The sequence below is a fragment of the Marivita sp. genome, from assembly GCF_020055675.1.
Taxonomy (GTDB): Bacteria; Pseudomonadota; Alphaproteobacteria; order Rhodobacterales; family Rhodobacteraceae; genus Marivita.
Genome location: NZ_JAIPUS010000005.1, coordinates 93,372 through 115,945, shown reverse-complemented (window position 1 = coordinate 115,945; position 22,574 = coordinate 93,372). Strand labels below are relative to the sequence as shown.

Here is a 22,574-nt window from a genome sequence, read left to right as displayed (position 1 = left end):
GACAGGACCGGTTCGAAACAGTCCGGAAGGCTGGCATGCCGCGCCGTGTTCGACGGTCAGCCGTTTCGACGCCGCGTGACCTTTCGCTTGGTTTTGGCCTCTTTCTTCTTGGCCTTGGCCACGTTGCGTTTCGGCCCGCCCTTGCCTTTGTGGCGCGACCCGCGCCCCATGCGTCCCTTGCCCGAACCACCGGGCAGTTCTGCATCGTCCAGTGTCAAAAGCTCCAGCCCGATACCGCCCGTGACCGGCGCAGCATCGAGCAGCTTGACCGTAACGCGCTGGCCCAGCGTTATCAGCGTCCCTGTATCCGCGCCCATCAGCGTCGCCGCGTCGGAATCGAAATGGAAATACTCATCGCCCAGCGTGCGGATCGGGATCAGACCGTCCGCGCCTGTTTCATCCAGTTTCACGAACACGCCGAACCGGGCAATACCGCTGATACGGCCGCCGAATTCGGCCCCGATGCGATCCGACAGGAAAGCGGCGAGATACCGGTCTGTTGTATCGCGCTCAGCCATCATCGATCGGCGTTCGGTATCGCTGATGTGCTGAGCGGTGGCGTCCAGCCGCTCGATTTCCTCGAGTGAAAGGCCGTCCTTGCCCCAGCCATGCGCGGTGATCAGCGCGCGGTGCACGATCAGATCCGAATACCGCCGGATCGGCGATGTGAAATGCGCATAGCTCGTCAGGGCAAGGCCGAAATGCCCGAAATTCTCGGGGTTGTAATAGGCCTGTGTCATCGACCGCAGCGTTGCCAGATTGATCAGTTCCGCCTCATCCGATCCGGCCGCGGCATCCAGAAGCTGGTTCAGATGCGCGGTCTTGAGCACCTGACCCTTGGCCAGCGTGAACCCGGCCGCGTCGGCAGTTTCGCGGAGCGATTCCATTTTTTCGGGTGGCGGTTCTTCGTGAACGCGGAACAGAAGCGGCGTTTTCTTGGCGATCAGGGCTTCGGCGGCGGCGACATTGGCCAGTACCATGAATTCTTCGATCAGTTTGTGTGCGTCCAGACGTTCGCTGAAATTGACCGAGGCGACCGTGCCGTCCTCGGCCAGCACGATCTTGCGTTCCGGCAGATCGAGGTTGAGCGGCTGGCGGCGTTTGCGTGCCGCGACCAGCGCCTCGTAGGCGGCGTAGAGGGGGCGGATGACGTCGTCCATCAGCGGTGCAACCCGGTCGTTCGGGTCGCCGTCCATGCCCGCCTGAACCTCTTGATAGCTGAGCGAGGCCCGGGACCGCATGAGCCCGCGCAGGAAACGATGTCCGATCATCTGGCCCTTTGCGTCGATGACCATGCGCACCGCAAGACAGGCCCGCGGCACCCCTTCGTGCAAAGAGCACAGATCGCCCGACAGACGATCCGGCAGCATCGGCACGACGCGGTCGGGAAAATAGCTGGAGTTTCCACGCTTGCGCGCCTCCCGGTCGAGCGCCGATCCCGGGGTCACGTAATGCGCCACGTCCGCGATGGCGACCCAGATCACGTGCCCGCCCGTGTTCTTCGGGTCGTCGTCGGGATGCGCATAGCAAGCGTCGTCATGGTCGCGCGCATCGGACGGGTCGATGGTGATCAGGGGCATCTCGCGCAGATCTTCGCGACCCTTGAGATCGGCGGGGTTCATCGCGTCCGCCTCGGCGATCACGTCGTCGGGGAGCTCGTCGGGGATGCCATGCTGATGGATCGCGATCAGCGACACCGCACGCGGCGCAGAGGGATCGCCCAGCCGTTCGATGATGCGTGCGCGGGGCAGGCCTATTCGGCCTTTCGGCCCGGTCTGTTCTGCCTCGACCAACTCGCCGTCCCTGGCGCCACCGGTGGCATCGGCGGCCACGTCCCATTCCTTGTCCGAGCCCTTGTCTATGGGCTTGATCCGGCCGCCTTCAGAGCCCTTGGCGAAGACACCGACCACCTTGCGCGGGTTGGACCCGATACGGCGAATGAGGCGCGCTTCGTAATTGTGGTCCTCTTCATGCACGACTTGCAGACGGGCGAGGATACGATCCCCTTCACCCAGCGCTGGATCGCTGGCTCGCGGGATCACCAGGATGATCGGTTCGACCCCTTCGCCATGCCACTCCAGCGCGCGCGCAAAGAGATCGCCATCCGGCGTCGGCTCTTGCACCTGAAGCACGCTGACCGGGGGCAGGCGGTCCGGGTCACGATAGGTCTTTTTGCGCTTTTCGAGATGGCCCTCGGCCTCAAGCTCCTTCAACAGGCGCTTCAGGTCGATCCGCGCGGCGCCCTTGATACCAAATGCCTTGGCAATGTCGCGTTTCGCGGTAAGTGTCGGGTTGGCGGCGATCCAGTCGAGGATGTCGGCCTTGGTCGGCATTTTGCTCATGAGGATCCCGTAACATGCGCATCCGGGCGCGTCATGGTGAAAGTCGCGTCAGCGGGGAAAGCGCAGTTCCATCATGCGGTGGTCGATCCCGGCATCGTCGAACACGTCGCCACAAGGCGCAAAGCCCAGCTTTTCGTAGAAGCCCTGTGCGTCGATCTGCGCGCCGAGTGCCGCGCGCGTGATGCCCGGGGTGTCGCGCAAGAGATCCAGTGCATGCCGGATCAGCGCCGCGCCAAGCCCTGTGCCGCGGTGGTCTTCGAGAACGCAAACGCGGCCAATCTTGCCGGTGTCCTGTATCAGAACGATGCGGGCTGCGCCGACGGGTTTGTCGTCGACCGTGGCCAGAAGATGGATCGCCGTGGCGTCCAGATTGTCGCGCTCGAGATCTTCCGGTACGTTCTGTTCATCGACAAACACCGCGTGTCGCAGACGATAGCAGGGTGTCGGATCGATGACTTGTGAAATGCTGACCGTCATTGTGCGAAGTAGTCCCCGAGGATGCGGCCATAGATCGCCTTGAGTTGCACGATCTGATCCACGTCGACCCGTTCATCAACCGCGTGCATCGTCTTGCCCACAAGGCCGAATTCCACCACCGGGCAATGGGTCTTGACGAAGCGCGCATCCGAGGTGCCGCCGGACGTGGACAGCTTTGGCACAATTCCGGTCTCTGCCGAGACCGCCTTTCCCACAAGATCGGACAGCGGTCCCGGCGGTGTCAGGAAGGCTTCGCCCGAGATCTTGACCTTGACCTCGGTGCTGGTGCCGAAGTGCGTATCGATCTTTGCCGCCTCGTCGCGCAGCCAATAGGACAGCCCTTCGCCGGTGTGGATATCATTGAAGCGGATATTGACACAGGCGCGTGTTTCGGCCGGGATCACGTTGGTCGCGGCGTTGCCGGTGTCGATGGTCACCACTGCCAGTGTTGACGCGTCGAAATGATCAGTGCCGTGATCAAGCTCATGCGATGCGAGCCTGTCCATCAATCGCGCCATTGCGGGCATCGGGTTCAGCGCGCGGTGCGGGTAGGCGGAATGGCCTTGCTTGCCCCTCACGGTGACCCATGCGTTCATGGAACCGCGCCGCCCGATCTTTATCATCTCACCCATGTGGTTGGGGCAGGTGGGTTCACCAACAAGGCAGACACTCATCTGTTCGCCGTGGGTCTCCATCCAGTCCAGAAGCGCCATCGTGCCATCGATGGCATCGCCTTCCTCGTCCCCGGTAATGGCAAGGATGACAGACCCGTCGGGGGGTGTGTCCTGCACGAAATCCACGGCTGCGGCGACAAAGGCCGCCACCCCGGATTTCATGTCGGTGGACCCGCGCCCGTACATCATGCCGTCCTTGATCTCGGCTCCGAAGGGCGGAACTGACCACGCTTCGGGATCGCCCAGCGGCACCACATCCGTATGTCCGTTGAAGCCGAAACTGCGCGCATGGCCTTTGTCGCCCCAGCGGGCAAAGAGGTTCGACACGCCATCCCGATCGACGCGCGTGCAGGCAAATCCGGCCTGCTCAAGCAAGGTTTGCAAAAGGACCAGCGCCCCTCCTTCCTCGGGGGTGATCGACGGGCAACGCACAAGCGCCGCGGTCAGTTCAACGGGATCGGTCTTTGGCATGGCTCGGGTCCTCTGGTCGGTCGTGTGCCATGGCTAGCGCCAACCGCTGGCAGAGGCAAATGTGGCGAAAAGAACGCAATCGGAGGGGCGCCTTGGGCCAATGGGAACACGCGGGGGATGACAACTAAAGATGCAAAATGTTAACTTTAGAATTACCAAGAATAAAAATGGCTCGGGGCGGAGCAGAAATCAGTCAGCGGGCTCGGCACGGTGAAAACACTGGTCGGGCAGGCAACCGCTGCAGATAAACGCCGTGGGCCGCATCGAGGCAGAACATGGCGACAGCAGCGGAGCTTGATTATAACATCAACGCGAGTGCGCTCGAGATGGCGCAAGCCATCTTTGGCGACGGTGTTACCGTCACGGGGGCAAGCTTTTCAGGCTTGCGGCAGCAATCCGCGACCTACAGCAATGGTGACGCATTGTCTCCGGGCGCAACCCCGGCTGACACGGGGGTGATCCTATCAACCGGAGACGCCCGCGATTTCACGCGCGCACCCGGACCGTGGTGGCAGGGCGGCAATGATCCCAACGTGAGCAGCCAGACCAGCGGCAATTATTCAAACTCCAACGGGTCCCAGAACAACCTGCCCGACTTCAATGCCGCTGCGGGTGTCAGCACCTATGACGCGTCTTTCCTTGACATAGATTTCGTCCCCGACACCGACACGATGAGCATGCGGTTCGTGTTCTCGTCCGAGGAATATCCGGAATTCACCAACTCGATGTACCAGGATTTTGTCGGTGTCTGGGTCAATGGCACGCAAGTCGATATCGCGCCGGGCGACGGCGATGTCGATCCCGCGAACCTCAACGAGAATGACAATCTTTTCCTGCAAAATGCCGGAGACGATTATAACACCGAAATGGACGGTTTGACGGTCACGCTGTCCATGACGATGAACGTCGTTCCGGGTCAAACCAATTCGATCCGCATCGGTATCGCGGATGTTGTGGATGCGAACTATGATTCCAACGTGCTGATTGCCGGCGATTCCGTCCAGACAGGGCTGGTCGCGCAGGCAGACAGCTTGAGCACGGTCACCAATAAAACCAAGGTCATCGACGTTCTGGACAACGACCTGAACGAGACGGGCGGCACCCTGACGATCACCCACATCAACGGCACGGCCGTGACCGCGGGAAGCAGCGTGACGCTCAATACCGGGCAGGTCGTGACGTTGAACGCGGATGGCACATTGTCGGCAACCGCCGATGATGACATGGAAACCATCAACTTTACCTATGATGTCGAAAGCACCACCGGCGCGGTTGATACCGGCTTTGTCACGATCGCGACCGTTCCCTGTTTCGTTGCCGGCACGCTGATCCACACGGACAGGGGTGAGGTGCCGGTCGAGCAGCTTTGCCCCGGTGACATGGTCCTGACCATGGATCACGGGCTGCAACCGCTGCGCTGGATCGGCCAGCGCACGGTTGCAGCGACCGGGCATCTTGCGCCGGTTCGTGTGGCCGGAGGCACCTTCGGCGATCATGCAACCCTCATGGTGTCGCCCCAGCATCGCATTCTTGTCCGCGATCCGCTGGCCCATCTGGTTTTCGGCACGCCTGAAGTTCTGGTGGCGGCCAAACACCTCGTGAATGGTCGCACGGTGCAAACGATCGACGGGGGCCGTGTCACCTATGTCCATCTGTTGTTCGACCAGCATGAGATCGTGTTGGCGAACGGTCTTGCCACCGAGAGCTTTTTACCCGGTCCGCAGACTGTCGATACGTTTGATGCGGCGGTGGTCGATGAAATCGCCTGCCTTTTCCCCGAGCTGGATCTTGAAACCGGAGAGGGGTATGGCGATGCCGCGCGCCAGGTCCTGAAGAAATACGAGGCCAGGATGCTTTTCGGGGCAGCGGCATGAGCTGGTTTGCGCTGCTGGATCGTGAAGGCCGCGATGCGTGGCTGCGCGATGACGTCGAAAAGGTTCTGGCCCACCGCCCCAAGGCGTGCGTTCCGCGCGGGTCTGTCCTTCTGGAAACCCGGCTGTCGCCGGATGCGCGGCCTCAGACCCTGATCGCCTACAAACGCAACGATCATGTATCGGCCAGTTTTTCGCTTATGTCCACGCCACATGGCAGCGTCGTTCTGGTCATGTCGCAGGGCGATGACGTGGTGCACGAAGTGATCGAACGCGGCCGTGAAGCGCGCACCGAGACGTTGCAGATCACGATCAGCTGGGATTTTCAGACCCGCAAGGGGCGCCTTGTTGTGGCCCGGCCGGAAACAGAACATGTCCTGATCCGCCAGTTCATCATGTCTCACCCACCGTTTCTGGCCGACCTGACATCGGTGGCGCGTCCACAGGGCCTGACCGAGATCGACCCGGATGTGATCTTCGTGGCGCTTTCGACCGAGATCGAACCCGTTGGCCCGATGCCGACGCTATCCCCTGCGGTGCCGTTGGAAACCGCACAGGGAATGCGCATGGCAAAATCGCTGCGCCAAGGCGACGTGGTTCGCGCGGCGGATGGCGCATTGGTGCCGGTCCTGCACAGCGCCAGACGCGAGGTGCCGAGCCTTGGATCGTTCCGGCCGGTGCGATTGCGGGCCCCGTATTTCGGACTGACGCAGGACATCGTTGTGTCGCGCCATCAACGTCTGTTGGTCAGCGGTCCGGAGGTCGAATACCTCTTCGGCCGCGAAGAGGTGCTGATCCCGGCGTCGGCACTGGTGAACGGTTATGCCGGACATTACGAACCCGCACCGCGTTTTGCGACCTATCATCAGATCCTTTTGCCCCACCACGATGCGGTGCGAACACCGGATGCGGCATTGGAATCGCTCTATATCGGGCGGATGCGCCGCGACCGTGAGCAATTGGACGCATCCATTCTTTCTGACCTGCCACGGGCGCTTTTGCCGGAACATCACCGTTCAGGATACAAGGTGCTCCGCGCATTCGAGGCGATTTCTCTGGCCGAAGCGCGCGCAGCTTAGGGGCCGGACCCTAACCCGAAGTCCTGTCGCCGAAATAAGGTGTGACCTGCGCGACGATCACTGCGTTTTCATCAAGCGCCTTTTGCATCAATTCGATCTCGTCCGCCTCGATCTCGTGACCCTGGGTCTTGCGCTCCTCCAGAGTGCCGTAGCCGGTCACGTCCAGCGGGGCCATGTCGGCTTGTTTCAGGATCGCCACGGTTTCGCGCACTGCCTCGGCTTCGTCTACGCCTGACGCGTAGCACATCAGGCCAGCGCCGGTGGCGGCCTTGGGCAATCCGTCCCCTGCCTTGCGCCCGACTTCGACGACAAGAGTAAATACCGAATGCGGTTTCTTGGCTTTCTTCGGGCTGTCGCTCATGCTGCGGCCTATCTGGGAAAGATGCGCGCAGGCTGTGCCACGAAAGGCCCGCCACGTCGAGGGGTGTTGCACGCGCGCCGGTGCGCATATTACGGTCCCGTCAGGGAGGAACGCATATGAAATCGGTCAAGAACATGGTCGCGGCAGCAAATGAGGCGGTCGACCACGCCCCGGCTGCGGAAATGATGGCGCTGCACGGCCAGGACGGGGTGACATTTGTCGACCTGCGCGATCCACGAGAGCTGGAGCGAGAGGGCATGATACCAGGCGCGTTCCACTGCCCGCGCGGCATGCTGGAATTCTGGATAGACCCGGACAGCCCCTATGCCAAGCCGCAGTTCCAGTCGGAGGATCGTTTCGTACTCTATTGTGCCTCGGGCTGGCGCTCTGCTCTGTCAGCGCAGGCCGCCCAGGAGATGGGGCTGAACAATGTCAGCCACATCTCGGATGGCTTTGGCGGCTGGAAAAAGGCCGGCGGTCCGGTTGGGGAGAAACCCGCGAAAAAAGCGTAGGGTGCGTCCTGACACGCACCCCAGGGATCAATCGCGCAACAATTCGTTGATGCCGGTCTTGGAGCGTGTCCGCTCATCCACTCGCTTCACGATCACGGCACAATAAAGGCTGAGGTTGTTCTTGGTGGGCATGGAGCCAGCGACAACCACCGAATAGGGGGGCACTTCGCCCATGAAGACCTCACCGGTCTCGCGGTCGACGATCTTGGTCGATTGCCCGATGAAGACCCCCATGCCAAGAACCGAGCCTTCGCGGATGATGCAGCCTTCGACCACTTCGGAGCGCGCACCGATGAAGCAATTGTCCTCGATGATCGTCGGGCCCGCCTGCATCGGCTCAAGCACACCGCCGATGCCAACACCGCCCGACAGATGCACGTTCTTGCCGATCTGCGCGCAGGATCCGACGGTGGCCCATGTGTCGACCATCGTGCCGGTGTCGACATAGGCTCCAAGGTTCACGAAGGATGGCATCAGCACCACACCCGGCGCAATATAGGCCGATTTGCGCACGACACAGTTTGGGACCGCGCGAAAGCCTGCCGCGCGCCATTGGTTGTCGCCCCAGCCCTTGAACTTGCTGTCGACCTTGTCCCACCAGCCGCCGCCTTGCGGGCCATTGTCGTGCTGTTCCATGTCCTTGATGCGGAAGCCCAGAAGCACGGCTTTCTTGGCCCATTGGTTGACCTGCCAGTCGCCATTGTCCTGACGTTCGGCAACGCGCAGCTTGCCGCTGTCAAGAGCATTCAGCGTATCCTCGATCGCGTCGCGTGTTTCGCCGCCTGTCGAGGGCGTGATTGTATCGCGCGTTTCCCATGCGGCTTCGATGGCGGCTTCAAGCTGGGCAGTGGACATCCGGCGCTCCTCATTGCGTGGTTGATCAAGTCGCCCTGCCTATAAGCCGCCGGGCGGCCGGGCGCAATGCACGCGCCAAGGCTCTGATCCCAGGTCCGGTTCGGCGGTACCTCTCTGGTCACTTGCGATGCGTCGTTATAGGTCTGGGCGCACGCGAACAAGAAAGCAGCAGAAATGAGTGACACCCGCAACAGCCCGTTCCGTGACGCCGGCCTGGATCGCAGCACGGCGAGTCACGTGCCGGACACGCCGCAGACACGCTCGAAGTCGTATCGGCTGGCCTTCGCCGATGACGATTTCCTGTGTCGCGACGAACTGCGCCCTGTTCGGTTGCAGCTCGAATTGCTCAAGCCGGAGCTGATGTTCGATGAACACAGGATCGAGAGCACTGTCGTCCTGTTCGGTGGCGCCCGGATTCCGCGCCCGGCCGATGCCGACAAGGCCCGAACCAAGACACTGGCAGGCCTGTCCCATTTCTATGACGAGGCGCGCGAATTCGCGCGGGTCATGACCCGCAAGTCGCTGGCGCTTGACAGCCGGGAATTCGTCATCGTCACCGGAGGGGGCCCCGGCGTGATGGAGGCTGGCAATCGCGGCGCGTCCGATGAGGGGGGCGAGTCTATCGGGCTCAATATCGTCTTGCCGCATGAACAAGCCCCGAACGAATATGTCACGCCGGAGCTGTGTTTCAATTTCCACTACTTCGCCATCCGCAAAATGCACTTCCTGATGCGCGCCCGCGCGGTCTGCATCTTTCCCGGTGGCTTTGGGACGCTCGACGAGATGTTCGAATCCCTCACTCTGATCCAGACCGGCCGCATGGACCGTGTGCCGTTTCTCTTGTTTGGCAAGGCGTTCTGGAACAAAATCATCAACTGGGATGCGCTGGCCGATGCGGGCACGATCAGCCCGCAGGACCTTGATCTGTTCCGCTTTGTCGACACCGCGCAAGAGGCCGCCGATATCATCGACAACTGGGAGCCGGCCCCACCGCGTTCGGACATTCCCGGCCGATAAACGAGGGTGGCTGGGTCCCGGCACCCCCTTTCGCACGCGCAGCATGTGCTGTAAGAGCGTCTCCCAGTCGGGTTCGGATAGACCAAGAGCGCCGACAAGCGAAAGGAGAGCCACATGGGCTACAGAGTCGTCGTTGCCGGTGCCACCGGAAATGTGGGCCGCGAAATGCTGAGCATCCTGGCCGAGCGCCAGTTTCCCGTGGACGAGATCGCCGTGCTTGCATCGCGCCGGTCCCTGGGAACCGAGGTCAGCTTTGGTGATGCGACGCTGAAGACGCAGGATCTGGACACGTTCGATTTTTCCGGCTGGGATATCGCGCTGTTCGCCATTGGATCGGACGCAACCAAGAAATACGCGCCCATCGCGGCCAAGGCAGGCTGTGTCGTGATCGACAACTCGTCGCTCTACCGCTACGACCCGGACGTGCCGTTGATCGTCCCGGAGTGCAACGCGCAAGCCATTCACGGCTACTCCAAGAAAAACATCATCGCCAATCCGAACTGCTCGACTGCGCAGATGGTCGTTGCACTCAAGCCGCTGCATGATCGCGCGCGGATCAAGCGGGTTGTGGTCAGCACGTACCAATCCGTTTCCGGCTCTGGCAAGGACGGGATCGACGAGCTTTGGGACCAGACCAAGGCGGTCTACAATCCGACCGACGACTATCAGCGGAAAGTCTATCCCAAGGACATCGCGTTCAACGTGATCCCTCATATCGATGTCTTCTTGGAGGATGGCTCGACCAAGGAAGAATGGAAGATGGTCGCAGAGACGAAAAAGATCATCGACACGGCGATCAAGGTCACCGCGACCTGTGTGCGCGTGCCTGTGTTCGTGGGCCACTCCGAGGCGATCAACATCGAGTTCGAGGATTTCCTCGATGAGGACGAAGCGCGCGACATTCTGCGCGAATCGCCCGGTATCATGGTGATCGACAAACGCGAGGACGGCGGCTACGTCACGCCCAAGGAATGCGTGGGCGATTTCGCCACTTTCATCAGCCGCATTCGCCAGGACCCGACCATCGACAATGGCATCAACCTCTGGTGCGTGTCCGACAATCTGCGAAAAGGCGCCGCGTTGAACGCTGTGCAGATCGCCGAGGTCCTGGGCCGCGAAGTGCTCAAGAAAGGCTGATCAAAGGCCATTGGTGTCCCCAATGGCCACGGAAATGGCGACGGACCCGAATGCGCTCTGCTGACTTCAGAAAAGCGGGAACATTCGGGCCGCCGAAGCCCAGCCCAACACCCGCAGCCGCTCAGACTGTTGCGTGATCTGCACACCCTGCCGCGCACAGGCTGAGTGCCAAAGTCTTGCCGTATTTGCCGCGCACTCTGAAAATCCGACACAGAGTAAAGGTATTCCGATGGTAGCCCAATCGGCCCGACGCCCAGCCGACACAGAGTCCGGCATGCCGCGTCCGATCGACAGCGAAACCGCGATGCTGCTGCGCAGCGTTCTTCTTCCGCATTTCGAAATGGCGACAAGCTGGGGCGATCTTTGCAATCGTCTCGAGACCAAGGGGTACGAGATCACCTTTCGCGCCGGTCACCTGGTTGTCGTGGATGACCACGGCAAGGCCGTGTGTACCGGGACGATGATCGGCCTGCCCCTGTCCCGCCTTGCCGACCGCCTTGGCCGACCCAGGCTGCGGACAGCCTGTTCGGGGAACACGGCAACGCTCAGCAACTGATCACACCGGTTGAAACAATCGGGACTTTGGATCGAAGAATTCCAGCCCACCCTCGGCGATATCGGTCCAGAGGCCATGCAGGGTCAGTTGATCCGAGTCGACCGCCTCGCGGATAAACGGAAAGGTCATCAGGTTCTCGAGCGACACGATGACGGATTCCTTTTCAAGCGCCCGCGCTTGCCCGTCAGCATGGTTCGAGGCTGAAACGCGATCGTATCCCGGACGCAGAATATCCATCCAGCGGCCGACAAAGCTCGATTGCTCTTCAAGATGCGGTGCATTGCCCGAACACATGTCCAGGCATCCCTGAACGCCGCCGCATTGCGAATGTCCCAGCACGATCAGGTGCGCAACATGCAGCGCGGTCACCGCATATTCGATCGCGGCCGACGTCCCGTGATGGTCGCCGTCGGGTTCGTAGGGCGGAACAAGGTTGGCGATGTTGCGGTGGATGAAGAATTCGCCCTGGTCCGCGCCGAAGATCGACGTCACATGCACGCGGCTGTCACAGCAAGAGATCACCATCGCGCGTGGGCGTTGCCCCTCGGTCGCCAATCGCTTGTACCAGGCACGGTTGTCCGAATAGGTCGTGGCCTTCCAGCCTTGATAGCGTTGAACAAGATACGCAGGCAGCGGCTTCGCGGCGTTCATGAAATCCTCCGCCTCTTTATGGTCGTCTCCACCCGATACGTCGAAATTTATCGGAATTCGAGAGAAAAAACCGCTGCCGGGGTTACGGGTTGGAAAGATGTGGATGCGATTGAGGTCACGGGTCGGGGTGAGAAAGGAAAGATTATGGCCGAACAAATTTCGGTTTTGCAGCCATGCGATGCCGCCCATTTCGACGAGGACACCCTGAACGGTCTCAGCCGTGATCTTGGGGTCGAAGTTGCCGAAAACATCCTGTGCCGCGCGCTTGAAGACATGGGTGCACGGTTCTCGCACATCCGCGCAACCTACGCAGATAGCGATATGCACGGGTTGCACAAATCCGTCCGGGGCATGATCCCGATTGCCGATCAGATCGGGCTGCCGGGTGTCGCGGGCATTGGAAAGGACGTTCTCGTTTGTATCGACCGCGCCGATCCTGTGGCCCTGGCCGCAACCCTGTGTCGGCTTTTGCGGTGCGGGGAAATGGCGTTGTCCTGCGCCGAAATGGGGTTGGACCTGACTCTCTGATTCCGCTTGCAGCCCAACGCGATCCGCGTACCCTCCGCCTCAATCGCAAAAGGGGAGTTTCATGACAGTTTCACTCGCGCCTGCGGGCACTGATGCGGTGCCGATCCATGTTCTGGGGGCAGACGATGTGGCCCTCTGGTCCGCCCAGCAAAGCGACCGCATCCGCACCTGGGTCGAGGCAAGCGGCTTCAAGGGGGCTATCGGCACCGCGCTGATGATCCCCGACGATGCGGGCCACCCGGCCATGGCGCTTGTCGGATACGGCACCCCGGCGCAGCGTCGGCGGGACCGCTTTGCCCTGGCTGCGGCGATGCCGAAACTGGCACCCGGCACCTACTGCATCGACAGCGGGATCGCGGCGGATCAGCTCGAACAAGAGGCGCTCGGCTGGCTGCTTGCCTGCTACAGCTTCGACCGCTATCACGAAAACTCTGCGGAGCGTCCGACGCTTGTTGCGCCAGATGGTCTCGATGCCGCCCGCGTGAACATCCTGGCCGAGGCCGAGTTCCTCACCCGCGACCTGATCAACACACCCGCCTCCGACATGGGGCCGGACGCGCTTGAAACCGCGGCCAGATCGCTGGCCGAAACGCACGCCGCCAAGATCACTGTCACAACCGGCGAAGCGCTGCTCGACCAGAATTTCCCGATGATCCACACGGTGGGCCGCGCTGCGGATCGCGCGCCACGGCTGATTGACATGTCATGGGGCACGAGCGGCCCGCGCCTGACGCTCGTGGGCAAAGGCGTCTGTTTCGACACCGGCGGCCTGAACCTCAAACCGGCCGGGTCAATGGGCCTGATGAAGAAGGATATGGGCGGCGCGGCCAACGTGCTGGGGCTCGCCCACATGATCATGGCGTCGGGCCTTCAGATCCGCTTGCGCGTCCTTATCCCGGCGGTGGAAAACGCTGTCAGCGCCAACAGCTATCGTCCGCAGGACATCCTTACCTCGCGCAAGGGCCTGACGGTTGAAATCAACAACACCGATGCCGAAGGACGACTTGTCCTTGCAGACGCGCTGACCTTCGCGGCCGAGGAAAAGCCCGACCTGATCGTGTCGATGGCCACCCTGACAGGCGCGGCACGCGTCGCGGTTGGCCCTGATCTGGCCCCTTATTTCACCGATGACGATACCGTGGCAACGTCACTCGACGCGGCGGCACGGCAGATGGCCGATCCGGTCTGGCGTTTGCCATTACACGACCCTTACGAGGCCATGATCGAACCGGGCATCGCCGATCTCGACAATGCGCCGAAAGGTGGGCTGGCCGGCGCAATCACCGCTGCATTGTTCCTGCGCCGGTTCGTGACCGAGGAGGACCGCTTTATCCATTTCGACATTTATGGCTGGCAGCCCCAAGCGGCACCCGGTCGCCCCAAGGGCGGTGCAATGCAGGGTCCGCGCGCGCTTTTCGCGGCCCTGCCAGACCTGATGGGCGCGTGATGGATCGGCGGGCGCATTGGTCCAATGACAGCGTCGCCCACAGCACGCTGCGCGGGCAGGTAGAGGCTGACCGTTTCACCGATGGCACGCCGCACCGTGTAATCCACGCGCCTGCCGTCGCGATTTGCAAAGCCCCGGCTGGCGCGCGGGACCGGGAACTTTTGTGGGGGCAAGCGTTCAACGTCCTTGGCGAAACCGATGGGTGGGCTTTCGGCTACGCGCTGCACGATGGATACACCGGATATATCGATGCAGCGCTGCTTGCGCCGATGGATTGGCCGGCGACCCACCGCGTTTCTGCTCGGCAGACGATGGCGCTCGGCACGCCTGATTTCAAAGCGACCCAAGCGACCCATGTGCCGCTGTCTCTCGGATCCGAGCTTTGCGTGACCGGCATATCCGGCAAATGGGCCACGATCCAGGGCGCGGGGCAGGAGCTTTACGTCCCGGCGGGCCACCTCACCGCGACGACCCAGGTAGAACCCGATCCCGTGGCCGTGGCGTACCGCCTGATCGGCACGCCTTACGTCTGGGGCGGCAATACCGCGTTTGGCGTCGACTGCTCGGGGCTTGTGCAGCTCGCCTGCACGGCCTGCGGCCTCTCATGCCCCGGCGATAGCGATCAGCAGATGGCGCAGCTTGGAGCAACACTTGATCCAGGCGTGCCACCGCGGCGCGGGGATTTATTGTTCTGGAAAGGCCACGTCGGCTGGGTCTCCGACCCCGACACATGTCTGCACGCCAACGCCTATCACATGGCCACCGCGTTGGAGCCGCTGCAAGAGGCGATCACCCGCATCGAGGCGCAAGGCGATGGTCCTATCCTGCGTCACGCGCGTTTGGCGTCGTCTTGAATCGCCAGAGCCGTCCGGAGACAGCCATGCAGCCCCGCGCCACCATCTTCACGCCTGTGCTTGTCGGCGGGTGTCTCATCATCATGATATCCTTTGCGATCCGGGCGAGCTTTGGCGTATTCCAGATCCCGATTGCGCAGGAATTCGGCTGGCTGCGCACGGAATTCTCGCTCGCTATCGCGATCCAGAACCTTGCCTGGGGCATCGGGCAACCACTGTTCGGCGCGCTTGCCGAAAAGATCGGGGACCGCAAGGCGATTGTCCTGGGCGCGCTGACCTACGCAGCAGGGCTTGTCCTGTCGTCCTTCGCCGTCACCCCCGAGGCGCATCAGGTCTATGAAATCCTGGTCGGCTTCGGTGTCGCGGGGACCGGCTTTGGCGTGATCCTTGCGGTGGTCGGTCGTGCCAGCTCGGACGCAAACCGCTCCATGAGCCTTGCCATCGCAACGGCCGCCGGCAGCGGCGGTCAAGTGTTCGGCGCGCCAGTCGCCGAATGGATGCTCACGCTGATGAGCTGGCAAATGGTTTTCCTCTGGTTCGCCGTGATCATACTCGCGGTGACGCTGGTTCTGCCTTTGATGCGGTCGCCCGCGCCCACGGCCAGCCGGGCCGAGCTTGAGGAAAGCATGGGCAGCATCCTTGTCCGGGCTTTCCGCGATCCCTCCTATGCGCTGATCTTTCTGGGGTTTTTCAGCTGCGGCTACCAGTTGGCTTTCGTCACCGCGCATTTCCCGGCCTTCGTGACCGAGCTGTGCGGCCCGATTCAACCGGGCGGGGCGCTCTATTCGATCGGCATCACGACAACATCGGCGCTGGGCGCGGTGTCGATTTCGCTCATAGGGCTGATGAATATCGTCGGGACGCTGGCCGCCGGATGGGCCGGAAACAGGTGGTCCAAGAAATACCTGCTGGCGGGCATCTACACGGCACGCACCATCGTGGCGGCGCTGTTCATCATGTTCCCGATCACACCAACCTCGGTGATCCTGTTTTCCGCTGCGATGGGGTCTCTCTGGCTGGCCACTGTGCCGCTCACCTCGGGTCTGATCGCGCATATATACGGGCTTCGCTACATGGGCACGCTCTATGGGATCGTGTTCTTCAGCCACCAGTTGGGCAGTTTCATGGGCGTTTGGCTGGGGGGGCGGATGTACGATATCTACGGCGACTACACGTTGGTCTGGTGGATCGGTGTCGGCGTCGGAGCGTTCAGCGCCATTGTTCATCTGCCGATCCGGGAAAACCGCCAACCGGTTCCGCTTGCGGCCTGACCGGGGCGGATTTGCGTCAGCGCGACGGCCATCACGTTGGGTTGACGGAGTGTTCGCCTCGTCTAGCGCGCCTTCCATTGATCAAGGATGTAGCGGCTCACCATGAGGTCCATATGCGCCCCGCCGCCATTCTTGAACAGCGTGATCTCGGTTTCCGAGCGCCGTTCAAACGCGCCCGGATCGTAGTAATCTGCGACGATATCCGTCTCCTTGATCACGCCCCTCTCAATCGGATCCCGGATTTCGCCAATATGGCCCACCGTGGTGTCCCGCGAATCCACGAACAGGCGTGACCGCCTCAGCGCGGTATCATCCGCCTCGCGCATGTCGGGCCGGTAGGCTCCGATCAGGTCCACATGTGTGCCGGGCCGCAGCCAGTCACCGCGCAGCACGGCATCGGTCGACATAGTGGCACAGCTGACGATATCCGCGCCTCCGACCGCTTCGGCAAGGTCGTCTACCGCCGCAACAGAATCGAACCTGTCCGCAAGCGCCCGTGCGGTCGCCGCAGTCCGGTTCCAGACCAGGAACCGCGCCCCGGGAAAGGCCGCGCCATAGGCGTCGATCAAGGACCGGGCCACCGTACCGGCACCCACGATCAGGATCACCGCGCTGTCCGGTCGCGCCAGCCGCCGTGCCGCCAGAAGACTGTCGCCGGCGGTCTTCCACTTGGTCACGAGGTGAAAGTCGATGATCGCCGCCAATGTTCCGTCGGTATCGGAATAGACCGAAACACCGCCATTCACTGCCGGTTTGCCAAGCCCTGCATTGCCCGGAAAGATCGTCGCCGATTTCACTGCAAGCCCCAGCCCGTCGATCCACGCCGCCCGGTTCAAAAGCGTGTCGCCCCCACGGTAGAGGAAGCTGTCGGCGATCTCGGCCTTGGGCAGGTCATGCCCTGCCGCAATCGCATCGGTTAGGCCGATCCAGTCCAGCTGTGCCTCCCCTTCGGCAAAGGGAATGATCTCTGGTGTTGTCATGGCTGTCTCTCCGTTCAGCGATTTCAACGCGGCACGTCCCTCGCGGCGGCCCGCATCTCGCGTTCCAGCGCCTCGAGGAACCGTGACCGGTCGGTCTTGGAAAACGCGCGTCCGCCGCCCTGTCGGAACGGATCGGCGGCGCGAATGTCGGTCATCAGGTCGCGCGTTGCCAATGCCTGGCCCACGTTCCGCGCATCGAGCCGCTCTCCGTCATGTTTGAGCACCCGTGCGCCGGCGTCGACACAGCGCGCCGCCAGCGGGATATCGCCGGTGATCACCACGTCCCCCGGCCCGGCGCGATCCGCGATCCACATGTCGGCCACGTCCGGGCCGTCTGCGACCACGACCAGCTCGACAAGCGGGTTGTCGGACAGTCGCAACCCGCCGTTCGACACGAGGTACATCTTGGCCTTGTGCCGCGTCGCCACCCGCTCTGCCTCGGATTTGACCGGACAGGCGTCGGCATCCACGAAAATCCGTGTCACAGCCCCAACGCGTCGGCGTGAAAGGCGACATGATCGGGGATGAAGGTCGAGACAAAGAAATACGAATGGTCGTAGCCCTTCTGCATGCGGAACACGCCGTCCTGTCGCCGCGCCGCCATCGCCTGGCTCAATGCTTCGGGCTTGAGCAGGTCGAGGAACTGGTCATCCCCGCCCTGGTCCACCAGCACCGGCCCGTCAAAGCCGACTGCCTCCATCTGGCGGGTCGCGTCATGCCTGGCCCAGGCCGTGTCGTCCTCCCCCAGATACGCCGAGAACTGCTTGCGGCCCCAATCGCTCCGGCTTGGGTTGGCAATCGGCGAAAAGGCCGAGACCGATGCGAAGCGCCCTGGATGCGCCATCGCCAGTGTCAACGCGCCATGACCGCCCATAGAATGGCCGGTGATCCCCTGTCGATCCAGGTCAACGGCGAATTCTGCGCCCAACAGGGCCGGCAGCTCCTCGGCCAGGTAATCCCACATCCTGTAATGCGGCGCCCAAGGGTCTTGTGTTGCGTTCACGTAAAAGCCGGCGCCTTTGCCGAGATCGAAGGCGTTGTCATCGGCCACCGCCTCGCCGCGCGGTGAGGTGTCCGGGAACACCAGCGCGATGCCGGCCTCTGCCGCGAATCCCTGTGCCGCGGCCTTTGTCATGGCGTTCTCGTGTGTGCAGGTCAGACCGGACAGGTACCACAGCATCGGCACCGGCCCGTTACCGGCCTGCGGCGGCAGGTAGAGACCGAATGTCATGTCACACCCACACGCATCAGAGGCATGCGAATACACCCCCTGAACGCCGCCAAAGCACTTGTTTTCCGAAACCGCTTTCATAAGCTCGCCTTTCCTAAATCAGAACCTGACTGATCACGAAAGACACTGTCACGATGCTCAGCGTTGTCGAGATCAGAATCGCCGCTGACACCCTTTGCGGGGCGACGTTGTAATGTTGCGCGAGGATGAACACGTTCCCCGCCACCGGCAGCGCCGCTGCTGCGACGACAACCCCGGCCTTGTATGGGTCTGCCGGGAACAGAAGAAACACCCCGAAGGCGACGGCCGCGGGGTGGATCACCAGTTTGCAGAAGCTCAGCCATCCGGCGATGGTCATACGCTCAGCCGTCTTGCCGGCCAAGGATGCCCCAATGGCAAAAAGCGCACCGGGTGTCGCCGCGGCGCCCAGGGTCGCCAGGAACTCATTGACCGGATCGGGGATGGGTGCCCCGGTGGCCGAAACGAGAAAACCAAGCACGATCGACACGATCATCGGGTTCTTGAGCAGCCCGACCCCGACCGTCTTGAAAATGCCAAGCGTCATGCGACCCTCGCGTGATCCGACGACCAGGATCACGATCAGCGACGAAAATACCACGAGGTCAATCGTCAGCGCGAGGATGATCGGTCCTACCGCGTCTTGTCCCATCAAGAGCGCCAGCATCGGCACACCGAGGAACCCCGTATTGCCTATCGCCGCAACCTGTCCTTCGAAGGCGGCGGTTTCGGTGTTCATCCCGCGCAGGAACCCAACCGCCATCGCGATCCCATAGACAAAGGCCGTGCCCCACAGGTACCCCGCCGCGATGCGCCAGTCGAAAATCTCGGCCAGCGACAGATTGGCCGAGAACCGGAACAGCATTGCCGACAATGCGAAATAGAACACGAACTTGGTCAGGTAGGCGGTCGCTTCCTCGGTGAAGAAGCCTGTTTTGCCTGCGCCGTAACCAACGGCAATCAAGGCGAAAAACGGCAGGGTCTGAAGAAAAATATTCAGCATATGTACCGTGTTACCATGCCGGCAGGCGGGGTCAATTCTGACGGTGCGCGCGATCCGGGGCCGGGACTGGCCGGTGCCCTCGTCACAACGTCGTTCTGGGGTCGTCTGACCCGCTTTTTCAGGCGGTCATTGGATCAATCTGGCATGGAAGAATCGCGATCCCCATGCTACATCTCGTGGCATGAATTCTTACGCTCCCCATATACGCGCCTCTATTCAACAGCTTGAGGAAAGCGCCATCAATCGCATCGCGGCAGGAGAGGTCGTTGAGCGCCCTGCTTCGGCGGTCAAGGAGTTGGTCGAGAATGCCATTGATGCCGGGGCCACACGGATCGAGGTGGCCATTGCCGATGGTGGCAAGACGCTGATCCGCGTCACCGACGATGGTTGCGGCATCCCGCCGGACGAATTGCCGATGGCGCTGGCGCGTCACGCCACGTCCAAGATCGACGGGGCAGACCTTCTTAACATCCACAGCTTCGGCTTTCGGGGCGAGGCATTGGCGTCTTTGGGGGCCGTCGGTCGCCTGACCCTGACGAGCCGCGCGGCGGACCATGACGGGGCCGAACTTGGCATGACCGGCGGAACGCCCGATCCGGTCAAGCCTGCGGCGCTGTCCAGGGGAACGGTTGTCACGCTGCGAAACCTGTTTTTCGCGACGCCGGCGCGGCTGAAGTTCCTTCGCTCGGACCGGGCCGAGATGCAGGCGATCTCGGATGTGCTCAAACGCCTCGCGATGGCGGAACCAGCGGTCAGCTTTGCTCTGCGCGACGTGTCCGGTGGCGGTGAAGGCCGCGTGACATTCCGCGCGGACGCGGTGACGGGCGATCTCTTCGACGCGCTTCGCGGACGCTTGGGGCAGGTGATGGGCCGCGAGTTCATCGACAATGCCGTACCGATCGACGCCGAGCGCGAGGGCATCCACCTTACTGGCCTTGCGGGCCTGCCGACCTATTCGCGCGGTGCGGCGGTGGCGCAGTATTTTTTCGTCAATGGCCGGCCGGTGCGCGACAAGCTTCTGATCGGCGCGCTGCGCGGGGCCTATGCCGATTTCCTCAGCCGCGACCGTCACCCGGCAGTTGCATTGTTTGTCGACTGCGATCCGCACAAGGTCGATGTCAACGTGCATCCTGCGAAATCCGAGGTGCGGTTCCGCGAACCGGGCCTCGTGCGTGGACTGGTCGTGTCCGCCCTGCGGCACGCCCTGGCCGAGGCGGGCCACCGCGCTTCGACAACCGTGGCAGGCGCCACGTTCGGCGCGATGCGCCCCGAGGCGCCACAAGACGGCCCGACCCGCGTCTACCAGATGGACCGCCCGAGTTTCGCTGCGAAACAGACGGCCTATACCGCGCAATCGCCGGGCTTTGCCGAAATGCAAAACAGCTATTCCGGTCGTGTCGACACGGGCGCGCCAGAGATCGACGAGACACCACAAGAGCCGCTGCCGCTTGGTGCCGCGCGTGGTCAGGTGCACGAGAATTACATCATCGCCCAGACCGAGGATGGCATCGTCATCGTCGACCAGCATGCCGCGCATGAACGGCTGGTTTACGAAAAGCTCAAAGCCCAGATGGCCGAAACCGGTGTCCCGGCCCAAGCGCTTCTGATCCCCGACGTGGTCGAGATGAGCGAGGCAGACAGCGCCCGCCTGCACGACATCGCGGACGATCTGGCCCGGATGGGCCTCACCGTCGAGCCTTTCGGCAACGGGGCTGTCGTCGTGCGCGAAACCCCGGCGATTCTGGGCGAGGTCAATTCCGACGCCCTGCTGCGCGACATCCTTGATGAGCTGGACGAGGCGGGCGAGGCGCGCGCCGTGCAGGACCGGATCGAGGCGATCCTGAGCCGTGTCGCCTGTCATGGCTCCATCCGGTCGGGTCGCCAGATGCGCGGCGAAGAGATGAACGCACTCTTGCGAGAGATGGAAGCGACGCCCTATTCCGGCCAGTGCAACCACGGCCGACCCACCTATGTCGAACTGAAGTTGTCCGACATCGAACGGCTGTTCGGGCGCACATGATGCAGATCGGTGATCTCACATTGGATCTCGGCGATCCCGTAACGCTCCTGGCGCTGGCGCTCGGTGGGCTGGTGTTGGTCTTGCTCCTGTTGTCGCTGCACTCGGCCCGTCGCGCGGCGAAACTCAGTGAGCCGCTGGTTTACCAGTTGGCGCAGGTGGGACAGCGGGTGCAGAACCTCAGCGACGGACAGGAGCGGCTGTCGGGCGGGCTGACCCATGTCTCCGAAGCGCAGACACAGAGCCAGACCGCGATGATGCAATTGATGGAGCGGCGGCTTGCGCAGGTGCAAAGCCAGATGAACGAGAACCTGCACGGCTCCGCGCGCAACACGGCGCAGTCGCTCGGGGAATTGCAGCAAAGGCTCAAGAGCATCGACAAGGCGCAGGAGAATATCACCAAGCTGTCGGGCGACGTGCTGTCGCTTCAGGACATCCTGTCGAACAAGCAGACGCGCGGGGCGTTCGGGGAAATCCAGCTCACCGATATCGTCAGCAAGGCTTTGCCGAGTGACAGTTTCACGATGCAAGCGACGTTGTCGAACGGCAAGCGCGCGGATTGCCTGATCCATCTGCCCAACCCGCCGGGGCCGATCGCGATCGACAGCAAGTTTCCCCTGGAAGCCTATGAACTGCTTCGCAAGGCCGAAACGCAGGACCAGTTGAACCGTGCGGCGCAGCAGCTACGGCTTTCGCTGCGAAAGCACATCAAGGATATTTCGGAGAAATACATCATCGAAGGTGAAACCGCTGACGGGGCGCTGCTTTTCCTGCCCTCCGAGGCAGTCTATGCCGAATTGCACGCGAATTTTCCCGAAGTGGTGCGCGACGGGTTCGCGGCGCGGGTCTGGATCGTGTCGCCGACCACCTGCATGGCAACCTTGAACACGATGCGCGCGATTCTCAAGGATGCGCGGATGCAGGAACAGGCCGGGGCCATCCGCAAGGAACTGGGACTGCTCTATGCCGATGTGGACCGGCTGGGCAACCGTGTGGAGAACCTGGACCGACATTTCGGTCAGGCGGCCAAGGATATCGCGGATATCAAGATCAGCGCTGACAAGGCCGGACGTCGGGCCCGGCGGCTGGACAATTTCGACTTTGAGGAATTGTCCAACGAGGGGGCAGCCGCAGTCGTGCCACTGGCCAAACCTTCGGGGGAATAGATCAGCAACACCCCTTGGGCTCTGCCCGTTTTCGTCTCGCCCCGTCCCCCGGATGG

22 protein-coding genes are annotated in these 22,574 nt (G+C 62.2%); 12 read left to right on the top strand and 10 right to left on the bottom strand.

The features are described 5' to 3' along the window. Positions 1–56: 56 nt before the first annotated feature. The 3 genes from rnr to dapE are packed head-to-tail and all read right to left on the bottom strand — an operon-like array spanning position 57 to position 3,964. Positions 57–2,342, bottom strand: coding sequence for a ribonuclease R (gene rnr / locus LCF59_RS05725; RefSeq protein WP_292286485.1), 2,286 nt, complete (start codon positions 2,340–2,342; stop codon positions 57–59). A 48-nt stretch (positions 2,343–2,390) separates the two neighbouring features. Then, positions 2,391–2,819, bottom strand: coding sequence for a GNAT family N-acetyltransferase (locus LCF59_RS05720; protein WP_292286483.1), 429 nt, complete (start codon positions 2,817–2,819; stop codon positions 2,391–2,393). Beyond that, positions 2,816–3,964, bottom strand: a complete 1,149-nt coding sequence (dapE, locus tag LCF59_RS05715; protein WP_292286482.1) for a succinyl-diaminopimelate desuccinylase — start codon at positions 3,962–3,964, stop codon at positions 2,816–2,818. Before dapE ends, LCF59_RS05720 begins: the two co-directional genes overlap by 4 nt. 275 nt (positions 3,965–4,239) lie before the next feature. Between dapE and LCF59_RS05710 the strand changes: the two genes are divergently transcribed. Beyond that, positions 4,240–5,838 carry a Hint domain-containing protein gene (locus LCF59_RS05710; protein WP_292286480.1) on the top strand — a complete coding sequence of 533 codons (1,599 nt, stop codon included), beginning with the start codon at positions 4,240–4,242 and terminating at the stop codon, positions 5,836–5,838. Next, positions 5,835–6,914: a Hint domain-containing protein gene (locus LCF59_RS05705; RefSeq protein ID WP_292286478.1), complete on the top strand. Its 1,080-nt coding sequence runs from the start codon at positions 5,835–5,837 to the stop codon at positions 6,912–6,914. Before LCF59_RS05710 ends, LCF59_RS05705 begins: the two co-directional genes overlap by 4 nt. A 10-nt stretch (positions 6,915–6,924) precedes the next feature. Here LCF59_RS05705 and LCF59_RS05700 read toward each other — a convergent pair whose 3' ends face one another. Next, positions 6,925–7,275, bottom strand: coding sequence for a hypothetical protein (locus LCF59_RS05700; protein ID WP_292286476.1), 351 nt, complete (start codon positions 7,273–7,275; stop codon positions 6,925–6,927). 116 nt (positions 7,276–7,391) lie between these two features. Here LCF59_RS05700 and LCF59_RS05695 point away from each other — a divergent pair, with 116 nt between their 5' ends. Then, entirely contained in the window at positions 7,392–7,787 is a 396-nt protein-coding gene (locus LCF59_RS05695) for a rhodanese-like domain-containing protein (protein ID WP_292286474.1), read from the top strand. Between the two features lie 27 nt (positions 7,788–7,814). Here the strand turns inward: LCF59_RS05695 and dapD are convergent, their stop codons facing one another. Then, on the bottom strand, positions 7,815–8,642 hold the full coding sequence (gene dapD / locus LCF59_RS05690; protein WP_292286472.1) for a 2,3,4,5-tetrahydropyridine-2,6-dicarboxylate N-succinyltransferase: 828 nt from the start codon (positions 8,640–8,642) through the stop codon (positions 7,815–7,817). A gap of 174 nt (positions 8,643–8,816) precedes the next feature. Here dapD and LCF59_RS05685 point away from each other — a divergent pair, with 174 nt between their 5' ends. The 3 genes from LCF59_RS05685 (at position 8,817) to LCF59_RS05675 (ending at position 11,352) form a co-directional block, all read left to right on the top strand. Beyond that, complete coding sequence (locus LCF59_RS05685) at positions 8,817–9,659, top strand: TIGR00730 family Rossman fold protein (RefSeq protein ID WP_292286470.1); 843 nt, start codon at positions 8,817–8,819, stop codon at positions 9,657–9,659. 114 nt (positions 9,660–9,773) lie between these two features. Continuing rightward, the gene (locus LCF59_RS05680) at positions 9,774–10,796 is read left to right on the top strand and encodes an aspartate-semialdehyde dehydrogenase (protein ID WP_292286468.1); all 1,023 of its coding nucleotides are present in this window, start codon (positions 9,774–9,776) and stop codon (positions 10,794–10,796) included. A 274-nt stretch (positions 10,797–11,070) separates the two neighbouring features. Next, a complete protein-coding gene (locus tag LCF59_RS05675; protein WP_292286466.1) occupies positions 11,071–11,352 on the top strand; it encodes a hypothetical protein in 282 nt (93 codons plus the stop codon). Here LCF59_RS05675 and LCF59_RS05670 read toward each other — a convergent pair whose 3' ends face one another. After that, the gene (locus LCF59_RS05670; protein ID WP_292286465.1) at positions 11,353–12,003 is read right to left on the bottom strand and encodes a carbonic anhydrase; all 651 of its coding nucleotides are present in this window, start codon (positions 12,001–12,003) and stop codon (positions 11,353–11,355) included. 144 nt (positions 12,004–12,147) lie between these two features. Between LCF59_RS05670 and LCF59_RS05665 the strand changes: the two genes are divergently transcribed. The 4 genes from LCF59_RS05665 to LCF59_RS05650 all read left to right on the top strand — a co-directional run bounded on the left by LCF59_RS05665 (position 12,148) and on the right by LCF59_RS05650 (position 16,103). After that, entirely contained in the window at positions 12,148–12,531 is a 384-nt protein-coding gene (locus tag LCF59_RS05665) for a hypothetical protein (RefSeq protein WP_292286463.1), read from the top strand. Between the two features lie 61 nt (positions 12,532–12,592). Next, positions 12,593–13,978, top strand: a complete 1,386-nt coding sequence (locus tag LCF59_RS05660) for a M17 family metallopeptidase (protein ID WP_292286461.1) — start codon at positions 12,593–12,595, stop codon at positions 13,976–13,978. Further along, on the top strand, positions 13,978–14,832 hold the full coding sequence (locus LCF59_RS05655; RefSeq protein WP_292286459.1) for an NlpC/P60 family protein: 855 nt from the start codon (positions 13,978–13,980) through the stop codon (positions 14,830–14,832). The genes LCF59_RS05660 and LCF59_RS05655 overlap by 1 nt, the downstream gene beginning before the upstream one ends. A 26-nt stretch (positions 14,833–14,858) precedes the next feature. After that, positions 14,859–16,103, top strand: coding sequence for an MFS transporter (locus LCF59_RS05650; RefSeq protein WP_292286457.1), 1,245 nt, complete (start codon positions 14,859–14,861; stop codon positions 16,101–16,103). A gap of 62 nt (positions 16,104–16,165) precedes the next feature. Here LCF59_RS05650 and LCF59_RS05645 read toward each other — a convergent pair whose 3' ends face one another. The 4 genes from LCF59_RS05645 to LCF59_RS05630 are packed head-to-tail and all read right to left on the bottom strand — an operon-like array spanning position 16,166 to position 19,335. Next, positions 16,166–17,083 carry an ornithine cyclodeaminase gene (locus LCF59_RS05645; protein WP_292286455.1) on the bottom strand — a complete coding sequence of 306 codons (918 nt, stop codon included), beginning with the start codon at positions 17,081–17,083 and terminating at the stop codon, positions 16,166–16,168. A 23-nt stretch (positions 17,084–17,106) separates the two neighbouring features. After that, positions 17,107–17,568, bottom strand: coding sequence for a YaiI/YqxD family protein (locus tag LCF59_RS05640; RefSeq protein ID WP_292286453.1), 462 nt, complete (start codon positions 17,566–17,568; stop codon positions 17,107–17,109). Then, a complete protein-coding gene (fghA, locus tag LCF59_RS05635) occupies positions 17,565–18,395 on the bottom strand; it encodes an S-formylglutathione hydrolase (protein WP_292286451.1) in 831 nt (276 codons plus the stop codon). Before fghA ends, LCF59_RS05640 begins: the two co-directional genes overlap by 4 nt. Positions 18,396–18,408: 13 nt before the next feature. Further along, positions 18,409–19,335, bottom strand: coding sequence for an AEC family transporter (locus LCF59_RS05630; RefSeq protein WP_292286450.1), 927 nt, complete (start codon positions 19,333–19,335; stop codon positions 18,409–18,411). Positions 19,336–19,516: 181 nt separating this feature from the next. On the opposite strand from LCF59_RS05630, the gene mutL reads away from it, so the two are divergent. After that, on the top strand, positions 19,517–21,355 hold the full coding sequence (mutL, locus tag LCF59_RS05625; protein ID WP_292286448.1) for a DNA mismatch repair endonuclease MutL: 1,839 nt from the start codon (positions 19,517–19,519) through the stop codon (positions 21,353–21,355). After that, positions 21,352–22,518: a DNA recombination protein RmuC gene (locus tag LCF59_RS05620; RefSeq protein ID WP_292286446.1), complete on the top strand. Its 1,167-nt coding sequence runs from the start codon at positions 21,352–21,354 to the stop codon at positions 22,516–22,518. Before mutL ends, LCF59_RS05620 begins: the two co-directional genes overlap by 4 nt. The last annotated feature ends 56 nt before the right edge of the window (positions 22,519–22,574 follow it).